The following is a 17,495-nucleotide window of genomic DNA, read 5'->3' on the forward strand; positions in this document are numbered from 1 at the left end:
CATCGGGACGGCGGTCGCCTCGCCGGCGATGCCGACGAGCGGCGAGGCGACCGCGCCGATGAGGAAGGAGGACGTGCCGAGGAGCGCGGAGGCCGAACCCGCCGCGTGCGGGGTGCGCATCAGCGCCTGCGCGTTGGTGTTGGGCAGGACGAGACCCATCGCCGACATCAGGACGAAGAGCCCGGCGGCCACGGCGGCGAGCGAGGGCTTCCCGAACACCCCGCTCGTCATGACCAGCAGCGCCGCCGCGGCGAGCACGATCACGCCGAGGCCCCAGGCGAGGACCTTGTCCAGGCTGACCCGGCCGACGAGCAGCTTGCCGTTGATCTGGCCGAGGGCGACGAGGCCGATGGAGTTGAGGCCGAAGAGCAGGCTGAAGGTCTGCGGCGAAGCGCCGTAGATCTCCTGCACGACGAACGGGGAGGCCGAGATGTACGCGAAGAGCGCGGCGAAACCGAGGCCGCCGGCCAGCGTGTAGCCGGTGAAGACCCGGTCGGCGAGCAGCCCGCGCATGGTGCGCAGCGCCTGGCCGACGCCGCCTTCGTGGCGCCGCTCGGGCGGCAGCGTCTCGGCCAGCCACTTCCAGACCACCAGGGTCAGCAGGACGCCGATGACGGCGAGGACGTGGAAGACGCCCCGCCAGTCGGTGATCCGCAGGATCTGCCCGCCGATGAGCGGGGCGATGATCGGGGCGACGCCGGAGATCAGCATGAGGGTGGAGAAGAACCGGGCCATCGCGACACCGTCGTACAGGTCGCGGACGACGGCCCGGGCGATGACGATGCCGGCCGCGCCGGCCAGGCCCTGGAGGAGCCGGAAGGCGATGAGCAGTTCGACGGTGGGCGCGAAGGCGCAGACCGCGGTGGCGGCGACGTAGACCAGCATGCCGATCAGGAGCGGACGGCGGCGTCCCCACTTGTCGCTCATGGGTCCCACGACGAGCTGGCCGAGCGCCATGCCGGCGAGGCAGGCGGTCAGGGTCAGCTGCACGGTCGCGGCGGGCGAGCGGAGCATCTCGGTGACCTCCGGCAGCGCCGGCAGGTACATGTCCATGGAGAGCGGCGGGAGGGCGGTGAGTCCGCCGAGGACGAGGGTGACGAGCAGGCTCGCGCGCCGGGTGGCGGCTGCGGGACCGGCGGCGGTGCCGACGGGTATGTGTCCTGGCGATTCCTGCTTCGTGGGCGGGCCGCTCTCCGGCATCGACTGCTCTCCATTTCGTTGAAACTTTCCCTATGCTCTCAGCTCGTCGGGGCGGGCCGGAACCTTTCGGGAGGGCGGGGCATGGGGACGACCGTGCGGTGGGGCGTGGTGGCGACGGGCGGGATCGCGGCGAAGTTCGCCGAGGAGCTGCGGGCGGTGGACGGCGCGGAGGTGGTGGCCGTGGCCTCCCGCGGGGAGGCGTCGGCGCGGGCCTTCGCCGACCGGTTCGGCATTCCGAGGGCGTACGGGGAGTGGTCCGCGCTCGCCGCCGACCCGGAGGTCGACGTGGTGTACGTGGCGACCCCGCACCACGCGCACCGGGAGGCCGCCGGGCTCGCGCTGGAAGCGGGCAAGGCGGTCCTCTGCGAGAAGGCTCTCACCCTGAACGCGGGCGAGGCGGAGGAGTTGGTCGCGCTCGCCCGTGACCGAGGTCTCTTCCTGATGGAGGCCATGTGGATGTACTGCAACCCGCTGATCCGGCGCCTCGCGGAACTGGTCCGCGACGGCGCGATCGGCGAGGTCAGGACCGTCCAGGCCGACTTCGGGCTGGCAGGACCGTTCGCCCCGGACCACCGGCTGCGCGACCCGGCGGTCGGCGGCGGGGCCCTCCTCGACCTCGGCGTCTACCCGGTCTCCTTCGCCCAGCTGCTGCTCGGCGAGCCCGACACGGTCCAGGCGCACGCGCTGCTCTCGCCCGAGGGCGTGGACCTGAACACGGGGATCCTCCTCGGCTGGGAGTCCGGGGCCTCGGCCCTGCTGTCCTGCTCGGTGGTCGCGGCCACCCCGATGACCGCGTCCGTGACGGGCTCGGCGGGCCGGATCGACCTGCCGCACGGCTTCTTCTTCCCGGACCGCTTCACGCTGCGGCGGCACGACCGGGAGCCGGAGGAGTTCGTGCTCGACGGCGACGCGGACCGGCAGTCCCTCCGCCCGGAGGCGGAGGAGGTCATGCGCTGCCTGCGCGCCGGCCTGACCGAGTCCCCGCTGGTGCCGCTGGACGGCTCGCTCGCGGTGATGCGGACGCTCGACGCGGTACGGGACCGCGTCGGCGTCCGCTACCCGCGGGAAATGGCTATGCGGGCGTGAGCCCGGGGTTCCCCGCCTCCGTGACGTAGGACCCGGCCGTGGTGACCGGGGCGCCCGGGGTCGTCACGGCCGAGACCGTACGGAAGTCGGCGCGGGCGCCGTCCTCGCCGAGCGCGACCGTCACATAGCCGCGCCGCCCGTTGTAGAACTTCAGGTGCGGGTTGGCGGCGGTGAGGTCGGGGTCGGACTTGTAGAGGGCGTACCGCAGACGGTGGTCCTCCAGGGTGATCGTCTCCCGGTTGAAGACGGCGGGGAGCCGGTGGTCGGTGTAGGCGCGGGCGCCGCCGGTGGCGTTGACGGCGTACTCGTAGAGGTAGTCGCCGAGGTGAAGGACGAGGTCGACGTCCTCCTGGGCGAGGTGCCGGTAGGCGGTGAAGTAGCCGTCGTGGTACGCCTGGCAGGAGACGGCGGCGATCTTGAGCCCGGATATCCGGGCGCCGGGCGCGGGGGCGGTGCGGGTGCGGCCGACGGGGCTGGTCCAGTCGCCGACGCGGAAGCGGTAGAAGTACGCGCGGTCGGTGTCGAGCCCGGTCACGTCCACGTGGACGCTGTGCTGGAACTCGGGGTGCGCGGTGACGCTGCCGCGCCGTGCGACCCGGGTGAAGCGCTCGTCGTGGGCGAGCTCCCAGCGGACGGTGACGCGGGTGCGGGGCATCCGGCGTCGGGCTCGAAGGGGTGGGGGGCGAGCCGGTCCCACGGGAGCACGGAGCCGGGCTGGGGGTCCCCCCGCCGAAGGCAGGGGGAGGGTCGCCGGACGCCACGCCCAGGGTGAACGGGTTCTCGGTGATCCGGCGCGGGTCCAGGACGGCGGCGCTCGCGGCGCCCGCGGCCGGGAGCTGGACGGCGAAGGCGAGCGCGGCGGCGGCGCCGGTGGCGGTGGCGGTGAGGAACCGGCGGCGGGTGGCGCCGTCCGCGAAGTGCCGGGCCGCGGTGCGGAGTTCGTCGGTACGGGTCGGTGCGAGCGTCATGTGCCCCTCCCCTGACGGATGGTGTCCGTGAGGCATTGGAGTGGCGCGGGGCGGCGTGGGGTTGTCGCGTACAGAACATCCGCGTGTCGGACGGGTGAGTTCCCTGTGCACCGATCTCCCGTACGCTGCGCGCCCATGAGCACTGAGTCGCGGGTCGCGGTGGTGACGGGAGCGGGTTCGGGCATCGGCCGGGGGGTGGCCCTGGCCCTGGCCGAGGCGGGCTGGCGGGTGGCGCTCGCGGGCCGCAGGCGTGAGCCGCTGGAGGAGACGGCGGCGGGGTCCGACGCCCTCCTCGCCGTCCCGACGGACGTGACGTCACCGGAGGCGGTGGCGTCCCTCTTCGACGCCGTACGGGACCGGTGGGGCCGCGTGGACCTGCTGTTCAACAACGCGGGCACGTTCGCGGGCGGCGGGACCCCGGTCGAGGAGCTGTCCTACGAGACCTGGCGCTCGGTCGTGGACGTCAACCTGACGGGCGCGTTCCTGTGCGCGCAGGCGGCGTTCCGGGCGATGAAGGAGCAGTCGCCGCAGGGCGGCCGGATCATCAACAACGGCTCGATCTCGGCGCACGTACCGCGCCCGCACTCGATCGCGTACACGGCGACGAAGCACGCGATGACGGGCCTGACGAAGTCCCTGTCGCTGGACGGCCGCCCGTACCGGATCGCCTGCGGGCAGATCGACATCGGCAACGCGGCGACGGACATGACGGCCCGGATGCAGTCGGGCATCCTGCAGGCCAACGGTCAGCTGGCGGCGGAGCCGGTGATGGACGCGGCGGACGTGGCGGCGACGGTGGTGCACATGGCGGCCCTGCCGCTGGAGGCGAACGTGCAGTTCGCGACGGTGATGGCGACGACGATGCCGTACATCGGCCGGGGATGACGGGAAGAGGGGGCTCGCGCCCCCTCCCCCTCAGGCCTGACCGGTCTCGAACCGCGCGATCTTCCCGCCCTCGACGACGAACCGCCAGGCCGTCCGCATCTCGCCCCAGGTGTCGTTGCGGTAGTTGGCGACGAGGGTGAGCCCGCCGTCCTTCTCGGACTGGACGTCCATGTGGCCGCGCGAGGAGAAGATCTCCTTGTCGGTCCACTCACGGACGTCCCGGTCCGAACCGTCGTCGGACATGGTCGCGTCGGGGGCGAGGGCCGCGAAGAAGGCCTGCTCGTCGTTGGCGTTGAGGGCAGCGACGAAGGTGCGCACGGCGGGGTCGCTGAGCTTGTCGACAGGAATCGTCATGGCCCTACCCGTACACCCCCCACCCCCGCACGGCACGGACCCGGGCCGCGGCTGTGCCGCGCGTCAGGAGGGGGACTCGGCCACCTGGCGGAGCTGGCAGGCTTCGGGCTTATGAGCGAGTACATGGACGACGCGTGGCACACCGTCGAGGGCCTTGCCTCCTGGATCTCCGCGCATCACTCCCTGCCGCCGGAGCAGGACGTCCTCCTGCGCGTCCTGAAGTTGTCGGAGGAGGTGGGGGAGGTGGCGCAGGCCCTCATCGGGGCCACGGGGCAGAACCCGCGCAAGGGGACGACGCACACGTGGCAGGACGTCGAGGCCGAGCTGTGCGACGTGATCATCACGGCGATGGTGGCGCTGCGGACGCTGAACCCCGACGCGTCGGAGGTCTTCGCGGGGCATGTGCGGCGGGTGGCGGAGCGGTCCTTGGGGGAAGGACCCTAGGCTCCCCGGGCTGCCTGGGTCGCCCGGGTGTTTCCGTCGTGGACACCTCCGCGCAAGGCGGGGCCGGATAAAATCTTGTCGCGGGGGTGACGGTTTGGACGAGCGGGCCGTGTCGGCCGATGCCACACGCCGGGATGACGACGGGGTCCTCGACGCGGCCGTGACGCGTCGGGAGAGCGCCGGCGACTCCCCGGCTCTGCTGCGATTACCGGCGGCGCTCGCCGAACGGTTCGTGGTGGTACGGGAGTTACCGCACCAGGGCCGCGAGGCGGACGTGCTGCTCGTCCGCGACGCGGCGGGGAGCCGGTGCGTCGCGAAGGTGTACCGCAGCGGGGTCAGGGTCGCTCCCGAGGTCTGGGAGCGCCTGCGCGGCCTCGACACCCGCCACGTGGCGCGGGTGATCGAGACGGGGTTCTCGGACGGGCGGGACTACGAGGTCTCGGAGTACCTCTCCGCGGGGTCGCTGGACGAGCTGGTCGGCGACGGGACCGCGGTGTCGCCGGAGGTCCTCGCCGGTGTCCTCGCCCAACTGACGGACGCGGTCGCCCATCTGCACGACGCGGGGATCGTGCATGGCGACCTGAAGCCGTCGAACGTACTCCTGCGCGGCAGGGAGCCCCTGGAGCTGGCCCTCGCGGACTTCGGCGTGAGCAAGTCGCTCGACGCGACCTCGCGGTTCACCCAGCGCGTGTTCGGGACCCTGGCGTACTCGGCCCCGGAGTACGTGTTCGGCGCGGAGGTGTCCGGATCGCAGGACTGGTGGGCCGTGGGGGTGATTGCCCGTCAACTCGCCACCGGACGCGCACCGTTCGAAGGTCTTTCGGAACAGGCCGTACGGCACCATCTGGCGACGCGTCCGGTCGACGTGTCGGATGTGGCGGACGAGCGGGTGCGGCTGCTGTGCGCCGGGCTGCTGGTCCGGGACCCGGAGCGCCGATGGGGCGCCGCCGAGGTGCGCGACTGGCTGGCCGGCGGCACCCCCGACGTGGCCGAAGAGCCCCCGGAGTCCGCCTCGGGACCGGCGAGCCCGGGCGGTGGTCTCCGGCCCCTGCAGTTCCACGGCGTACGGCACACCGACCGGGCGGCGCTCGCCCGGGCCCTGGCCGCGGACTGGGACACGGCCGCCCGCCGGTTCTTCGGCTCCATGGGGGAACGGGACGAACCCAGTCAGGCCTGGCGCCAACTCCGCGCCTACCTCGCACAGTTCGACGATCCCGAGCGCGACGACCCGGAAGAGCTCCTGGAGCTGATCGACGTCCACCTCCCGGGCGACGACGAGCCCGACACGAAGCTGCTGCGGCTGCTGCGCTGGCTCGACCCGACGATGCCGCCGGTCTACCGCGGCACGCGCATGCTCCCCGAGGACCTGCTCGCCCTCGCCGAACAGGCCTCGGACACCCGGGACGACGCCCGACGCCGGGCCGCGCGCGAGCTCGTCGACACGCTGTACGACCACGGCCTCCTCGCCGTCCTCGCCGCCTTCGGCGACGGCGGCCGGCAGCTCGCCGACGTCGACCGGCGCTGGCGCGACCTCAACGCCCGCTGGGACGCGCTGCGGGAGTCGACCGTGCTGCCCCCCAGGATCCGGCGGGAACTCGCCGACTCCGAGATCCGCGTGGAGGCGCTGGCCGTCGCCGTCGCCCCTGAGTGGGCACGGGCGCTGCGGCAACGGGCCGAGGCGGGCGCGGCGACCGTCCGGGGCGGAACCGGCTGGTTCGACGCGCTGCTGGCCGACGGCGGCGACCCCGTCCGCCACCTGGCGGCCGTACGGACCCTGCCGGCGGCCGAGGCCGAGGCCCGCCGCATGGACGAACTCCGACGCGCCCACGCGGCGGCGGAGACCGTCGATCGGCAGGAGTGGCAGGTCGCGGAGGAGCAGCGGCGGTCCGGCGGCGGAGAGGCGATGCGGCGCGCCCTCGGCGGAGTCGCCCTGCTGTTCGCCCTGCCGGTCGGTCTCCCGCTGGTCCTGGGACCGCTCATCGGCGACGGGGAGTTCCTGGGGCGGTTCCTCCCGGCGGCGACCGTGATCTTCGGGATCGCGCTCGTCTGCGAGCTGGTCCTCGCGGCGAAGCTCGGAGACATGTACCACCCGGGGTGGTCGGTCCGGGCCCGCCTCGCCGACGGCGTCCGCGGGCTGCCCGGCCGGCGGCGGGCGCTTGCGACCCAGCTGGCGCCGATGCGGAAGCGCACGATCGCCTGCGGCGGGGGGTGCCTGCTCTATCTGGCGCTCGCCACCGTGATCTGGGCGGTCGTCACGCTGGAGCTGTGGTCGCCGGTGCCCGTCGTGATCGCGGCGGGGTACGGAACATGGACGTTCGTCCGGTACCGGGACTGGCGCACGGCGCACCTGTCCCGGCGGACGCAGGCTCTGGGGGAGCGATGAGCGGGCCCAAATGTACGGCGTACCAGGTGGACGAGTCCCTCACGCCCGCGGAGTTGCGCGCCGCCGCGCGCGACGCCGCGGTGCGCGAGGCCACCCGTCGGCGGGCGGAGGCCGCCCGCGCGGCGGCCCTCCAGGCCGCGGCCGCCCGGGACGCGGCGGTGCGCGAGGTGAAGACGCGCAACGCGCGGATCGCCGCGCTCGCCCGGTCCCGTGACGACCTGAGCGAGCGGTACGGAGCGGCCGTCGCCGCCCGGCCACCCGCGCCGCTGTCGGTCGGTACGCAGGCCACGGCCGAGCTGGAGGCCTGGTGCGCCCAGGTCGACCTCGAACTGGCCACGGTGGAGCGGGAGCTGCGGGAGCAGTCCGCGCGGGCCTTCGCGACGGAGCTGTTCGCCGACGTGACCGGGGACGGCGCGGAGCGCCGGCCGGTCGAGGCCGCCGCGCTGTTCGCGGACGTCTCGGATCGCTCGGAGCCCGTGGAGCCCTTGGAGCCCGCCGCGCCCGAGGACGTCGCGGCGACCCTGACCCGTGTCCTGGCGCGCCTCCTGCCGGACTGCTCCGAGGACCACCGGGCGCGGGCCCGGTCCGCCGCGGTGCGCGTGGCCGGGGCGAGCACCCCCGACGAGGCACGCACCTGGCTGACCGAGACCCGGCTGCGGGTCCAGCGCGCCAACGAGGCCGTGGAGGCCGGGCGGCGCGACGCGGACGAGGCGACCCGGCTCCTGCACGACCTGGGGGACCTGGAGGACCTGGGGAGCGCGACGGAGCCGGACGTGGACACCGTCCGCGCCGGGCTCGCGGAGGTCGTGGCCGGACTCCGTACCCTCGACGAACCCCTGCGCCGGCGGGCGGCCGACTGCCGGGCCGCCGCCGAGGCGGAGGTGGAGCGGCGGTACGTGGTCACCACGGTGACCGACGCCCTCACCGACCTCGGCTACGAGGTCGGTGAGGCGTTCGAGACGCTCACCGTCGCCGACGGCAGCCTGCGCCTGTCGCGGGGCGAGTGGCCCGAGCACGCGGTCAACCTCGTCGTCGACCAGCGGAGCGGTCAGCTGCGGACCGCGCTGGTGCGCACCGCCCCGGGACGCGGGGACGACGACGCGCGCCTCGACGTGGAGCGCGAGGAGCAGTGGTGCGCGGACTTCGACGCGCTGCGGGGCCGCCTCGCGCAGGCGGGTCTGACGACGGACGTCCAGGTCGCGGTCCCGCCCGGGCAGGTGCCCGTGCCCCTGGCCGTCCCCACGGCCGCGCCGCGACCGCAGGCCCGGCCCACCCACCGGGAGCGTGAGCGATGACCGGCCCGCAGGACGCCGAGGACCCCCGCGGAGAGGAAGCCCCGCACGGACAGCAGGCCGAGCGCCGACAGGAAGCCCCGCGCGGACAGGAGGCCGAGCACGGACGGGAGGTCGTGCGGGCGACCGCGGGGCCGCCGTTCCTCCGGGAGTTCGAGGCGACGCTGCCCGTCCACGCGCAGTTCGTGCTGTGGGGCAACCGCCACGACAGTTTCCTCGTACGGGAGTCGGGCGGCGCCCGTCCCCGGCTGCTCTCCCTGCTGGACCTCCTCTGGGAGACGCTCCGCGCCAACGGGTACGCGTGCCTGCTCGTGCACGACCCCGTGGACGGGATCCAGCTGCATCTGCCGGCGGGTGCCACGGCCGAGGAGACCGAGCGGGCCGAGACGGCCGCCGCCCGGCTCCTCCCCCGGCTCCCGCGCCCCGGCTCCCTTCCCTCGCTGGAGACCCTGCGCGGCCTGATGGCCGAACTGGCGCGACCGGCCCAGCAGATCCGGGCGGCGCTCGCGATCGAGGACGCCTCCCGCATCGCGCGGAGCGCGACGGAACTGGAGCCGAACGAACGGGACTTCTTCCGGTTCTGCGCGCGGCTCTCGCGGATCGCCGCGCCGGTGGGCGCGCCGAGCGGGCGCACGACCCCGCTGTACAACCCGGTGATCTGGCTGGCGGACAGCGAGGGGGACCTGCCTGCCTGGTTCACCTCGGCCAACGACCAGATCCGCTCCATCGGGCTCCCGATGCCGGACCTGGGCGACCGGCAGGCCACCGCGCGGCTGCTGATGAAGCTCTTCGGCGTCACGGACCTCGACGCGGACGCGCGGGCGGCCGAGGCGTGCGAGACCTTCGCGGCCCAGACGGACGGGCTGACGCTCCAGGCGATGATCGAGGTCACGCGGCTGGCCCGGGACCGCGGACTGACGATGACGGAACTCCCCGACGCGATCCGCGTCTACAAGCTGGGGGTCATGGACAACCCGTGGAAGCGGGAGTACGTCCGCAAGCGGATCACGGACGGCCAGCACTCGATCCCGCGGCGGGTCGTCGGCCAGCCGCAGGCGGTCACCAAGACGCTCGACATCCTGAAGCGGGCGGCCCTCGGCCTGTCCGGGGCCCAGCAGTCCAGCTCCTCGGCCCGGCCGCGCGGCGTGCTGTTCTTCGCCGGTCCCACGGGCGTGGGCAAGACGGAACTCGCCAAGGCCGTCTCGTCGTTGATCTTCGCGGACGAGTCCGCGTATCTGCGGTTCGACATGAGCGAGTTCTCCGCGGAGCACGCCGGTGACCGGTTGATCGGGGCGCCGCCGGGCTACGTCGGTTTCGAGGCGGGCGGCGAACTGACCAGCGCGGTGCGTCAACAGCCGTTCCGGGTGATCCTCTTCGACGAGATCGAGAAGGCGCATCCGCGGATCCTGGACAAGTTCCTGCAGATCCTGGAGGACGGCCGGCTGACCGACGGGCGGGGCTCGACGGTGCACTTCTCCGAGTCCGTCCTCGTGTTCACCTCGAACCTCGGGATGACCGCGGACGACGGCGCGGGGCGGCTCGTGCCCCATGTGCACCCCGAGATGCCGTACGAGGAGATCGAGGAGCGCGTGAAGTCGGCGATCGGCGACCACTTCACACGCGTCCTCGGCCGGCCCGAGCTGCTCAACCGGTTCGGGGACAACATCGTGGTGTTCAACTTCATCGACGAAGCGGCCGCCGTCCGCATCTTCGATCTCCAGCTCGCCAACATCGTCTCCCGGGTCCACGAGGAGCAGGGCATCGTCCTGGACGTCGCCCCCGAGGCCCGGGCCGCCCTGCGCAAGTGGTGCACCGACAACCCGCGCATGGGCGGCAGGGGCATCGGCATGGCCCTGGAGTCACGGTTCGTCAACCCCCTCGCGCGGGCGCTGTTCGACCGCGACCCGGCGGCGGCCCCGCACGTCCGGGTCACCGGACTGCGGCGCGAGGGGGACATCGTCTCCGTGGAGCTGGCATGACGGCCGCCGCCGGCTCCTCCGGACCCGTCCGGCTCATGCTGAACAAGGCGCACTATCCGGTGACGGCGCTCGGCCCCGGGACCCGGGCGGGCATCTGGACGCAGGGCTGCACGATCGGCTGCGCCGGGTGCGTCTCGCAGGACACCTGGGCGGCCGATCCCGGGATGCTCGTGGACGTCACCGCGGTCCAGGCCTGGCTCGCGGGGCTGCCGGACCCCCTCGACGGGATCACGATCTCGGGCGGGGAGCCGTTCCAGCAGCCGGAGGCGCTCGCCGCCCTCCTGGAGTGGATCCGGGTCTGGGGCCGGGAGCGGCCCGCGCCGCTGGACGTGCTCGTGTACAGCGGGTACTCCCTGGACCGGCTGAGGAAGGACCACGCGGCGCTCCTCGACCTCTGCGACGCGGTGCTCACCGGCCCCTACGTCGAGCGGCTCAACAGCCCCGGCGGGCGCTGGCAGGGTTCGAGCAACCAGCGGCTGACCGCCCTGACCGAGCTGGGGCGCGAGCGGTACGAGGAGGAGTCCGGCACGGGCGCGTCGCCGCCCATGCAGGTCGCGGTGGCCGACGGCCGCGTCTGGTTCATCGGCGTTCCCCGGCGGGGCGACATGGATCGGCTCGGCGACCGTCTCCGGTCGGCCGGCATCACCCTGGACGAGGTGTCATGGCGCAGTTGACCTGTGCGACCTGCGGTCTGGCCGCCGAGGACGACGACCTCGTCTGCCGGGGATGCTCGGGCAACCTCAGCCGTCCCGTCGCCGCGCGGCACACGGGCGCGGTACGCGCGGTGCGCGCGGACGATCCGGCCGAGGAGCCGCTGCTCTGCCCGCACTGCGGCGCGCCGGTTCCGGTGCCGACCAACCAGGTGTGCGTGGTCTGCCAGCGCCTGCTCCGCGACGCGGGGCCGGGCGCGGGCGCAGGCGCAGGCGCGGGCGCGGGCGCGCGGACGGCCCGACACGACGTTCCGGGCACCGTCCTGCGGATCCGGTTCGGCGCGGTGGAGCGCACGGTGACGCCGGGCAGCACGCTGCTCCTCGGCCGCGACCCGGCCGCCCCCACCACACGCCCGCTGCTCGAGCGCTACGACAACGTCTCCCGCCGGCACGCGACCGTCGGCCTCGAACCGGACGGCACGGCGTGGGTACGGGACGAGCACTCCACCAACGGCACCTTCGTGAACGGCAGCCCGGCGGGCGCGGGCGAGCGGACGCCCCTGCGGGACGGTGACGTCCTGAGGCTGGCGTCGGACTGCACGCTCGGAGTCTCCCTCGACCCGCCGGGGAGCGGGGAACGGCACTGAACCGGCCGAGGGGCGGGGAACGGCGCTGAACCGGACGCCGTTCCCCGCCCCCGCTCATGCGTCGCTCATGCCCGTCAGTCGCATCCCTTGGTGCTGTGGGCGGTGATCGCCTCGGCCGTGTAGGGGCACTGGAAGCCGATCCAGCGCAGTTCCTCCCACAGGTCCGACCACGGCTTCAGGGGGCCGCGGCAGACCATGAACTTCTGGCCGTCGTCGGAGACCGGAAGGGCGTTCTCGTACGCGCCGCGCGCCTCGCAGCTCTCGAAGAGCGCGCCGAACTGCTTCGGATCGGCGCCGATGGTGATGACGGTGGTCTTGTCGTCGCCGGGCCGGCCGAAGTCGGCGTACGAGTTGTGGCCGCTGTAGGCCTTGGGCAGCCCGTACTCGGGGCCGTACTTGTCGATCGCGCCGGCCTGGCCGTAGTGGTTGCCGTAGATGACGGTCCGCGCCTGCTCGTCGGCCGGCAGCGAGCGGTACACGGTGCTCACCTGCTGCGTCATCGCGGGCCAGCCGACCTGGTCGAACTGGACGATGGCCATGCCGCTGAGGACGGGGTTGCTCGCGTAGACGTTGATCGGGAGCGTCGGCAGCAGCAGGATCGCGCAGCTCAGCGCGTTCAGGCCGGTCAGCCCGCCGACCACGCCGAGTCGCGTGGCGCTACGGGCCCATCGGTCGGCGACCACGGCCCCGGCGGCGAGGAGGACGTACTGCAGCGAGGTGGTGTAGGCGCCCTGCCCGCCGACGACCAGGAGCACGACCACCATCAGGGGGTAGGCCCAGCCGACGAAGCGGTAGGGGCGCCACTCGGGGCGGCGCAGCAGCGCGACGAGTCCGGCGATCCACATCGGGCTCAGGAAGAGGCCGATCAGGAGGAGTTGCATGGGCAGGAAGGTGGTCCGGGAGAGGGACTCCAGCGCCTTGGAGAGCGCGGCGCTCATCTCCAGCTGCGGCATGCCGTGCGTCACCTGCCAGACGAGCACGGGCGAGGCGATGGCCACGGCCACGGCGACCGCGGCGGGGAAGCGCCAGGTCCTGAACACCCACCGCGGTCCGAACGCCAGCAGCCCGGCCCCGAGGCAGAGGAGCAGGAGGACCAGCAGGTACTTGGCGGTCAGGCCGACGCCGACCACGACGGCGATCGCCCACCACAGGCGGGTGTTCCGGGTGCGGACCATCCTGATCAGCAGCCAGGTCACCGTGATCCAGGACAGTTCGTCCCAGTTGTTCGTGCCCATGATGTGGCCGGTGTACATGACCAGGCCCGAGGCGAACGCCATGAACCCGGCCAGTATCTGCGCGCGGGAACCGCCGCCCAGCTCCCGGGCGATCAGCGGGGCGAGGACGACGGCGAGGGAGGCGAGGAGCGCGGGGACCAGGCGGAAGCCGAGGAGGGTGTCCCCGAAGAGCGCCATCTCGACCTTGGCGACGAGCGCGACGAGCGGCGGCTGGTCGACGTAGCCCCAGTCGAGGTGGCGGCTCGCGGCCCGGGTGTACAGCTCGTCCACGTGGTAGCCGTGCCGGCCCGCCAGGGCCAGCAGGCTCAGGGTCATCGCGGCGGCGGTCAGCAGCACCGGCCGCCAGGGCACGGGGGTCAGCCCCGCCGGCGGCGGGGGCTCCTCGTGTGCCGAGGGAGCGGTCGCTTGTACGGTCGTCATCAGGGCTCCGTTCCGTTCCGTCATGGCTCGCCGCCGTGCCGGATGCGGACACGACTCAGCCCTCAAATATCGACGCGCGCCTCCGGGTCCTCAACGAACTTGCCCCGTGCCGACATTGCGCAGGCCGTGGCCCGCGTCGGCGGGTGACGCGCGGCTGGCCTCGGAGTTTCGTCCTCGGGTCAACTTCGTGGCGGGGCCCGCCCCGCCGCGGGAAGACTGCGGGTCGCATCGGTGGACGTCTCTCACGGAGGGCACGGCATGACCACACCCCTGCCGCGCAACCGGAACTACCGCATTCTCTGGTCCGGCATGCTCCTGTCGGAGCTGGCCGGCGAGGTCGCCTACATCGCGTTCCCGCTGCTCGTGCTGGCCGACGGCGGTTCGGCGGCGGCGGTCGCCGGAGTCGCCGCGGTCCTCGCCGGCGCCCGCACGCTCGTCAGCCTGCCCGCCGGGGCGCTGGCCGACCGGGTGGACCGCAAGCGGGTGATGGTGGCGACCCAGGGCGTCCGTACGGTGGCGATGCTCTCCGTCGCCCTGGTCCTGCTGCTCGCCGACTGCCCGCCGTGGCTGATCCTGCTCGTGGCGGCCGTCGAGGGCGCGGCGGCCGGCGTCTTCGTACCGGCCGAGCACGCGGCCCTGCCGCAGGTCGTGCCGGAGGCACAGCTGCCGCAGGCGCTGGCGCGCAACGCGGCGCGGCCGTTCGCCGCGCTGCTCGTCGGCCCGGCCCTTGCCGGCTTCACGTTCGGGCTGCACGAAGTGCTGCCGTTCGCGCTGAACACCTCGGTGCTCGCGGTGTCGTTCGTGGCGCTGGCCGCGCTGCACCTGCCGCGCCGAGCGGCGGCGGCCCCGGCGGGCGAGGCACCGAAGTCCGAGACCGGGGCCGAGGCGGCGCCGCGCCTCGGGGGCTTCGGGCCGTTGCTGCGCATGCCGGTCATCCGGGCGACGATGGCCTGGATCGTGGGCGTCAACCTGGCGTTCCACAGCCTGGTCGTGCTCGTCCTGATCGTGTCCGGCGAGGACGGTGTCGCGCCCGGGCAGCTGGGCCTGATGATGACCTGCTTCGGCGCGGGCGGACTGATCGGCGCCCTGGTCGCCGACCGGCTGCACGCGGCGGCGCTCTCCCCTGCCGTGCTGGTCATCGCCTCGACCTGGGTCTTCGCCGCCGTCGCCGTCGCCATGGCGTACGCGCCGCGCGGCATACCGCTCGGCATCCTGCTGGGCGTCGCCGCGATGGCGATGCCGGTCGCCAACACGACCGTGATCACCTGCCAGCTGTCGGCCGTCCCCGACGGCCTGCGGGGACGGCTGTCAGGCCTGGTCGCGCTCGGCTCCGAACTGGCCGCCACGGCGGGCCCCGTCGCCGCCGGCGTGCTGGCCACGACCTTCGGCGACGGCGCCGTGAGCATGCTCGGCGCCGCCGCGCTGCTGGTGGTCGTCGCGGCCGGCGCCACCCTCAGCCCGACCCTGCGCCGCCTCGCGCTGCCCCGGCCGTCGGCCGCACGGCAGCCGGCGCTCCCCTGACGACCGACAACGGAGGAAGACGATGCTGAAGCTGCGGTTGCGCGACGAGGACATCGCCGCGATCGAGAAGATCACCACGGAGGTGGTGGAGCGGTTCTCGTCCATCGAGGACCCCGACCTGCACCGGGCCGCCCAGGTCTACGCACACGAGCTGCCGCGCGAACTGAGAGCGGGTCTGGTCGACTTCAGGCTGACCGAGCCCTCGGGGGTGCTGGTCGTGTCCGGACTCCCGGTCGAGGACGCGGCGCTCGGCCCCACCCCGGCGGACTGGCGCGACAAGCCCGCGCCGGACGCGACGCTCCGCCTCGACATCCCGTTCCTGCTCATCGGCTGCCTGCTCGGCGAGCCGATCGGCTGGGCCACCCAGCAGGACGGGCGGGTGATGCACGACATCTTCCCGATCCGGGCCCACGAACACGGCCAGATCGGCTGGGGCAGCGCGGAGACCCTCGCCTGGCACACCGAGGACGCCTTCCACCCCCTGCGCACGGACTATCTGGGGCTGATGTGCCTGCGCAACCCCGACGGGGTGGAGACGACCTTCGCCGACATCGCCGACGTACGGCTCGACGACGCGACCCGCGCGGCCCTCGCCGAGGAGCGTTTCAAGATCCTGCCGGACGACTCGCACCGTCCGCAGAACCAGGTCGCGGGCGGTGAGGAGGATCCCGAGGTGGCCGAACTGATGCGGCGCAGCGCCGAGCGGGTGGACAGCGCCCTGCGTTCCCCCGAGCCCGTCGCGGTCCTCTTCGGCTCGCCGAAGGATCCGTACGTCCGGCTGGACCCTTATTACATGCAGGGTGTACAGGAAGAAAACGAACAGCACGCTCTTGACAAGATTTCTGATGCCCTGGACGGGGCGATGGGCGGGGTGGCCCTTGAGCCCGGCGAGATTGCTTTCATAGACAACTACCGGGTGGTTCACGGGCGTAAACCGTTTCGGGCACGCTTCGACGGCACCGACCGCTGGTTGCGCCGCCTGAATATCACTCGTGATCTTCGAAAGTCCCGGCACGCGCGTTTGTCGGCGGCCTCGCGCGTCATCTACTGACGAGTTGTCATATCCCGCTGCCACCACGGCATCTGAGCATCCAGACCGCTGCTAGGGTACTGATCGCAATTGCCGTGGCGGGCCGTGGAATCTTCGACGAATCAACAACCTTGCCATCGCTGGCGACACACGCATAGGCTCCTGTGTGCGAATTGTGACTCGGGGGTGGCAATGTTGCGTATCAAAGTTTCCGGCGAAGACATCCAACGGCTAAGAATGGTCCATACTTTAGGGCCTGTGTCCGAAGCGGTCTTCGCACTTCATCACTTCGGACGTGAGCGGGCCCGCGGGAGTTTAGGCTGGCACAAGTTCGTGCGCGAGCGACTCGGCGACGACCTCCCCGCCGTGGGCGAGGTCGTCTCCCAGTACCAGGCCGTTCCCGACCTCCTGTGGTTACTCGAGCGGGAGGGGGCCGACGCCGAGTCGGTGCCGCCCGCCGTCCGCGCCCGGGCCCGCCGCCTGGCCCAGGTCGTCTTCCTCTTCTGCAGCGCGGCGATCCTGCCCTACTGGTCGCAGATGCGGGCCCGCCTGGAGACCGAGCGGGACGCGCGCGGTCGGATGGCCATCACGAACGGCGTCGAGTTCCTGCTCGCGGGCCTGCACCCCAAAGTGACCTGGGAGGCCTCCGAACTGCGCATCGCGTCCCACCTCGACCTGGAGATCACCCTCGACGGACGCGGCCTGATCCTGAGCCCCTCGCTCTTCCTCCCCGACAAGACCGTCGTCCTCGTGCGCTCCGAGCGACAGTCCAGCCTGCCGGCGCTCGTCTTCTCCGTGCCGCTCGATCTGCACGATCTGGAGGCGCCCTCCGAGGAGTCGGAGAGCGACGGCGACCGGGCGCTGGCCGCTCTGGTCGGCGCCACCCGGGCGGCGGCCCTGCGCGCGCTGTCCGAGAGCGGCACCACAGGCGACCTCTCCGACCGGCTCGGCATCTCCCTCTCCGGCGCCAGCAAGCAGGCCACCGTGCTGCGCGAGGCGGGACTGATCACGACCTTGCGCAACCGTACGACCGCGATGCACACCCTCACCCCGCTCGGACTCGCGCTCCTGCAACGGAAGTTGCACGCGGAGGCCACCGGCCCTGCGGGCGACCCGGGCAACCCCGGGGCGGACGAGCCGAGGAGCGGCTCCAGGTTCCGCGGCTAAGGCATGACCCGTATCTCGGCCACGCGCCCCTCGGCGAGCAGCACCACCGTGTCGGCCCTCTCCAGCGACGCCAGGTCCGCCGCCGAGGCCACGACACAGAGCCCCCGCCGGTCCACCGCGTCGCGCAACAGATCCAGGACCGGCGCCCCGGGCCCGGGGGGGGGTGGTGGGGGTGGTGTATCTGTCGGTGGGCGCGTCGGCGGATTCCGGGCGCGCGAGATCGTCGATGGTCAT

At 73.0% G+C, this 17,495-nt stretch carries 15 protein-coding genes and 1 pseudogene; 11 read left to right on the forward strand and 5 right to left on the reverse strand.

Annotation, left to right across the window (positions count from 1 at the left end):
• A partial coding sequence (locus AB0E14_RS36590; protein WP_362428771.1) for a multidrug effflux MFS transporter occupies positions 1-1,200 on the reverse strand: 1,200 nt, incomplete at its 3' end.
• Positions 1,201-1,281: 81 nt separating this feature from the next.
• Between AB0E14_RS36590 and AB0E14_RS36595 the strand changes: the two genes are divergently transcribed.
• Positions 1,282-2,286, forward strand: a complete 1,005-nt coding sequence (locus AB0E14_RS36595) for a Gfo/Idh/MocA family oxidoreductase (protein WP_362428774.1) — start codon at positions 1,282-1,284, stop codon at positions 2,284-2,286.
• On the opposite strand, the pseudogene AB0E14_RS36600 reads toward AB0E14_RS36595, so the two are convergent.
• Positions 2,273-3,254, reverse strand: a pseudogene (locus AB0E14_RS36600) (PhoD-like phosphatase N-terminal domain-containing protein). The gene AB0E14_RS36595 and the pseudogene AB0E14_RS36600 sit on opposite strands and share 14 nt — an antisense overlap.
• Positions 3,255-3,389: 135 nt before the next feature.
• Here AB0E14_RS36600 and AB0E14_RS36605 point away from each other — a divergent pair.
• Positions 3,390-4,139 carry an SDR family oxidoreductase gene (locus AB0E14_RS36605; protein ID WP_362428777.1) on the forward strand — a complete coding sequence of 250 codons (750 nt, stop codon included), beginning with the start codon at positions 3,390-3,392 and terminating at the stop codon, positions 4,137-4,139.
• Between the two features lie 30 nt (positions 4,140-4,169).
• Here the strand turns inward: AB0E14_RS36605 and AB0E14_RS36610 are convergent, their stop codons facing one another.
• On the reverse strand, positions 4,170-4,493 hold the full coding sequence (locus AB0E14_RS36610; protein WP_362428780.1) for a nuclear transport factor 2 family protein: 324 nt from the start codon (positions 4,491-4,493) through the stop codon (positions 4,170-4,172).
• 111 nt (positions 4,494-4,604) lie between these two features.
• Between AB0E14_RS36610 and AB0E14_RS36615 the strand changes: the two genes are divergently transcribed.
• The 6 genes from AB0E14_RS36615 to AB0E14_RS36640 all read left to right on the forward strand — a co-directional run bounded on the left by AB0E14_RS36615 (position 4,605) and on the right by AB0E14_RS36640 (position 11,888).
• On the forward strand, positions 4,605-4,937 hold the full coding sequence (locus AB0E14_RS36615) for a MazG-like family protein (RefSeq protein ID WP_362428783.1): 333 nt from the start codon (positions 4,605-4,607) through the stop codon (positions 4,935-4,937).
• Positions 4,938-5,046: 109 nt separating this feature from the next.
• Positions 5,047-7,320 (forward strand): serine/threonine-protein kinase, encoded by a 2,274-nt coding sequence (locus AB0E14_RS36620; RefSeq protein WP_362428786.1) that lies wholly within the window; start codon positions 5,047-5,049, stop codon positions 7,318-7,320.
• On the forward strand, positions 7,317-8,615 hold the full coding sequence (locus tag AB0E14_RS36625) for a hypothetical protein (RefSeq protein ID WP_362428789.1): 1,299 nt from the start codon (positions 7,317-7,319) through the stop codon (positions 8,613-8,615). The genes AB0E14_RS36620 and AB0E14_RS36625 overlap by 4 nt, the downstream gene beginning before the upstream one ends.
• Entirely contained in the window at positions 8,612-10,591 is a 1,980-nt protein-coding gene (locus AB0E14_RS36630; RefSeq protein ID WP_362428792.1) for an AAA family ATPase, read from the forward strand. Before AB0E14_RS36625 ends, AB0E14_RS36630 begins: the two co-directional genes overlap by 4 nt.
• Positions 10,588-11,265, forward strand: coding sequence for a 4Fe-4S single cluster domain-containing protein (locus AB0E14_RS36635; RefSeq protein ID WP_362428795.1), 678 nt, complete (start codon positions 10,588-10,590; stop codon positions 11,263-11,265). Before AB0E14_RS36630 ends, AB0E14_RS36635 begins: the two co-directional genes overlap by 4 nt.
• The gene (locus AB0E14_RS36640) at positions 11,253-11,888 is read left to right on the forward strand and encodes an FHA domain-containing protein (RefSeq protein WP_362428798.1); all 636 of its coding nucleotides are present in this window, start codon (positions 11,253-11,255) and stop codon (positions 11,886-11,888) included. Before AB0E14_RS36635 ends, AB0E14_RS36640 begins: the two co-directional genes overlap by 13 nt.
• Positions 11,889-11,962: 74 nt before the next feature.
• Here the strand turns inward: AB0E14_RS36640 and AB0E14_RS36645 are convergent, their stop codons facing one another.
• Positions 11,963-13,543, reverse strand: a complete 1,581-nt coding sequence (locus tag AB0E14_RS36645; protein WP_362428801.1) for a glycosyltransferase family 39 protein — start codon at positions 13,541-13,543, stop codon at positions 11,963-11,965.
• 258 nt (positions 13,544-13,801) lie between these two features.
• Between AB0E14_RS36645 and AB0E14_RS36650 the strand changes: the two genes are divergently transcribed.
• The 3 genes from AB0E14_RS36650 (at position 13,802) to AB0E14_RS36660 (ending at position 17,261) form a co-directional block, all read left to right on the forward strand.
• The gene (locus tag AB0E14_RS36650) at positions 13,802-15,064 is read left to right on the forward strand and encodes an MFS transporter (RefSeq protein ID WP_362428804.1); all 1,263 of its coding nucleotides are present in this window, start codon (positions 13,802-13,804) and stop codon (positions 15,062-15,064) included.
• 22 nt (positions 15,065-15,086) lie between these two features.
• Positions 15,087-16,115 carry a guanitoxin biosynthesis L-enduracididine beta-hydroxylase GntD gene (gntD, locus tag AB0E14_RS36655; RefSeq protein ID WP_362428807.1) on the forward strand — a complete coding sequence of 343 codons (1,029 nt, stop codon included), beginning with the start codon at positions 15,087-15,089 and terminating at the stop codon, positions 16,113-16,115.
• A gap of 312 nt (positions 16,116-16,427) precedes the next feature.
• The gene (locus tag AB0E14_RS36660; protein WP_362428810.1) at positions 16,428-17,261 is read left to right on the forward strand and encodes a winged helix-turn-helix domain-containing protein; all 834 of its coding nucleotides are present in this window, start codon (positions 16,428-16,430) and stop codon (positions 17,259-17,261) included.
• On the opposite strand, the gene AB0E14_RS36665 is transcribed toward AB0E14_RS36660, so the two are convergent.
• Positions 17,258-17,389 (reverse strand): hypothetical protein, encoded by a 132-nt coding sequence (locus tag AB0E14_RS36665; RefSeq protein ID WP_362428813.1) that lies wholly within the window; start codon positions 17,387-17,389, stop codon positions 17,258-17,260. The genes AB0E14_RS36660 and AB0E14_RS36665 overlap by 4 nt on opposite strands.
• Between the last annotated feature and the right edge of the window lie 106 nt (positions 17,390-17,495).

It is taken from the genome of Streptomyces sp. NPDC047981, from assembly GCF_040653315.1.
Taxonomy (GTDB): domain Bacteria; phylum Actinomycetota; class Actinomycetes; order Streptomycetales; family Streptomycetaceae; genus Streptomyces.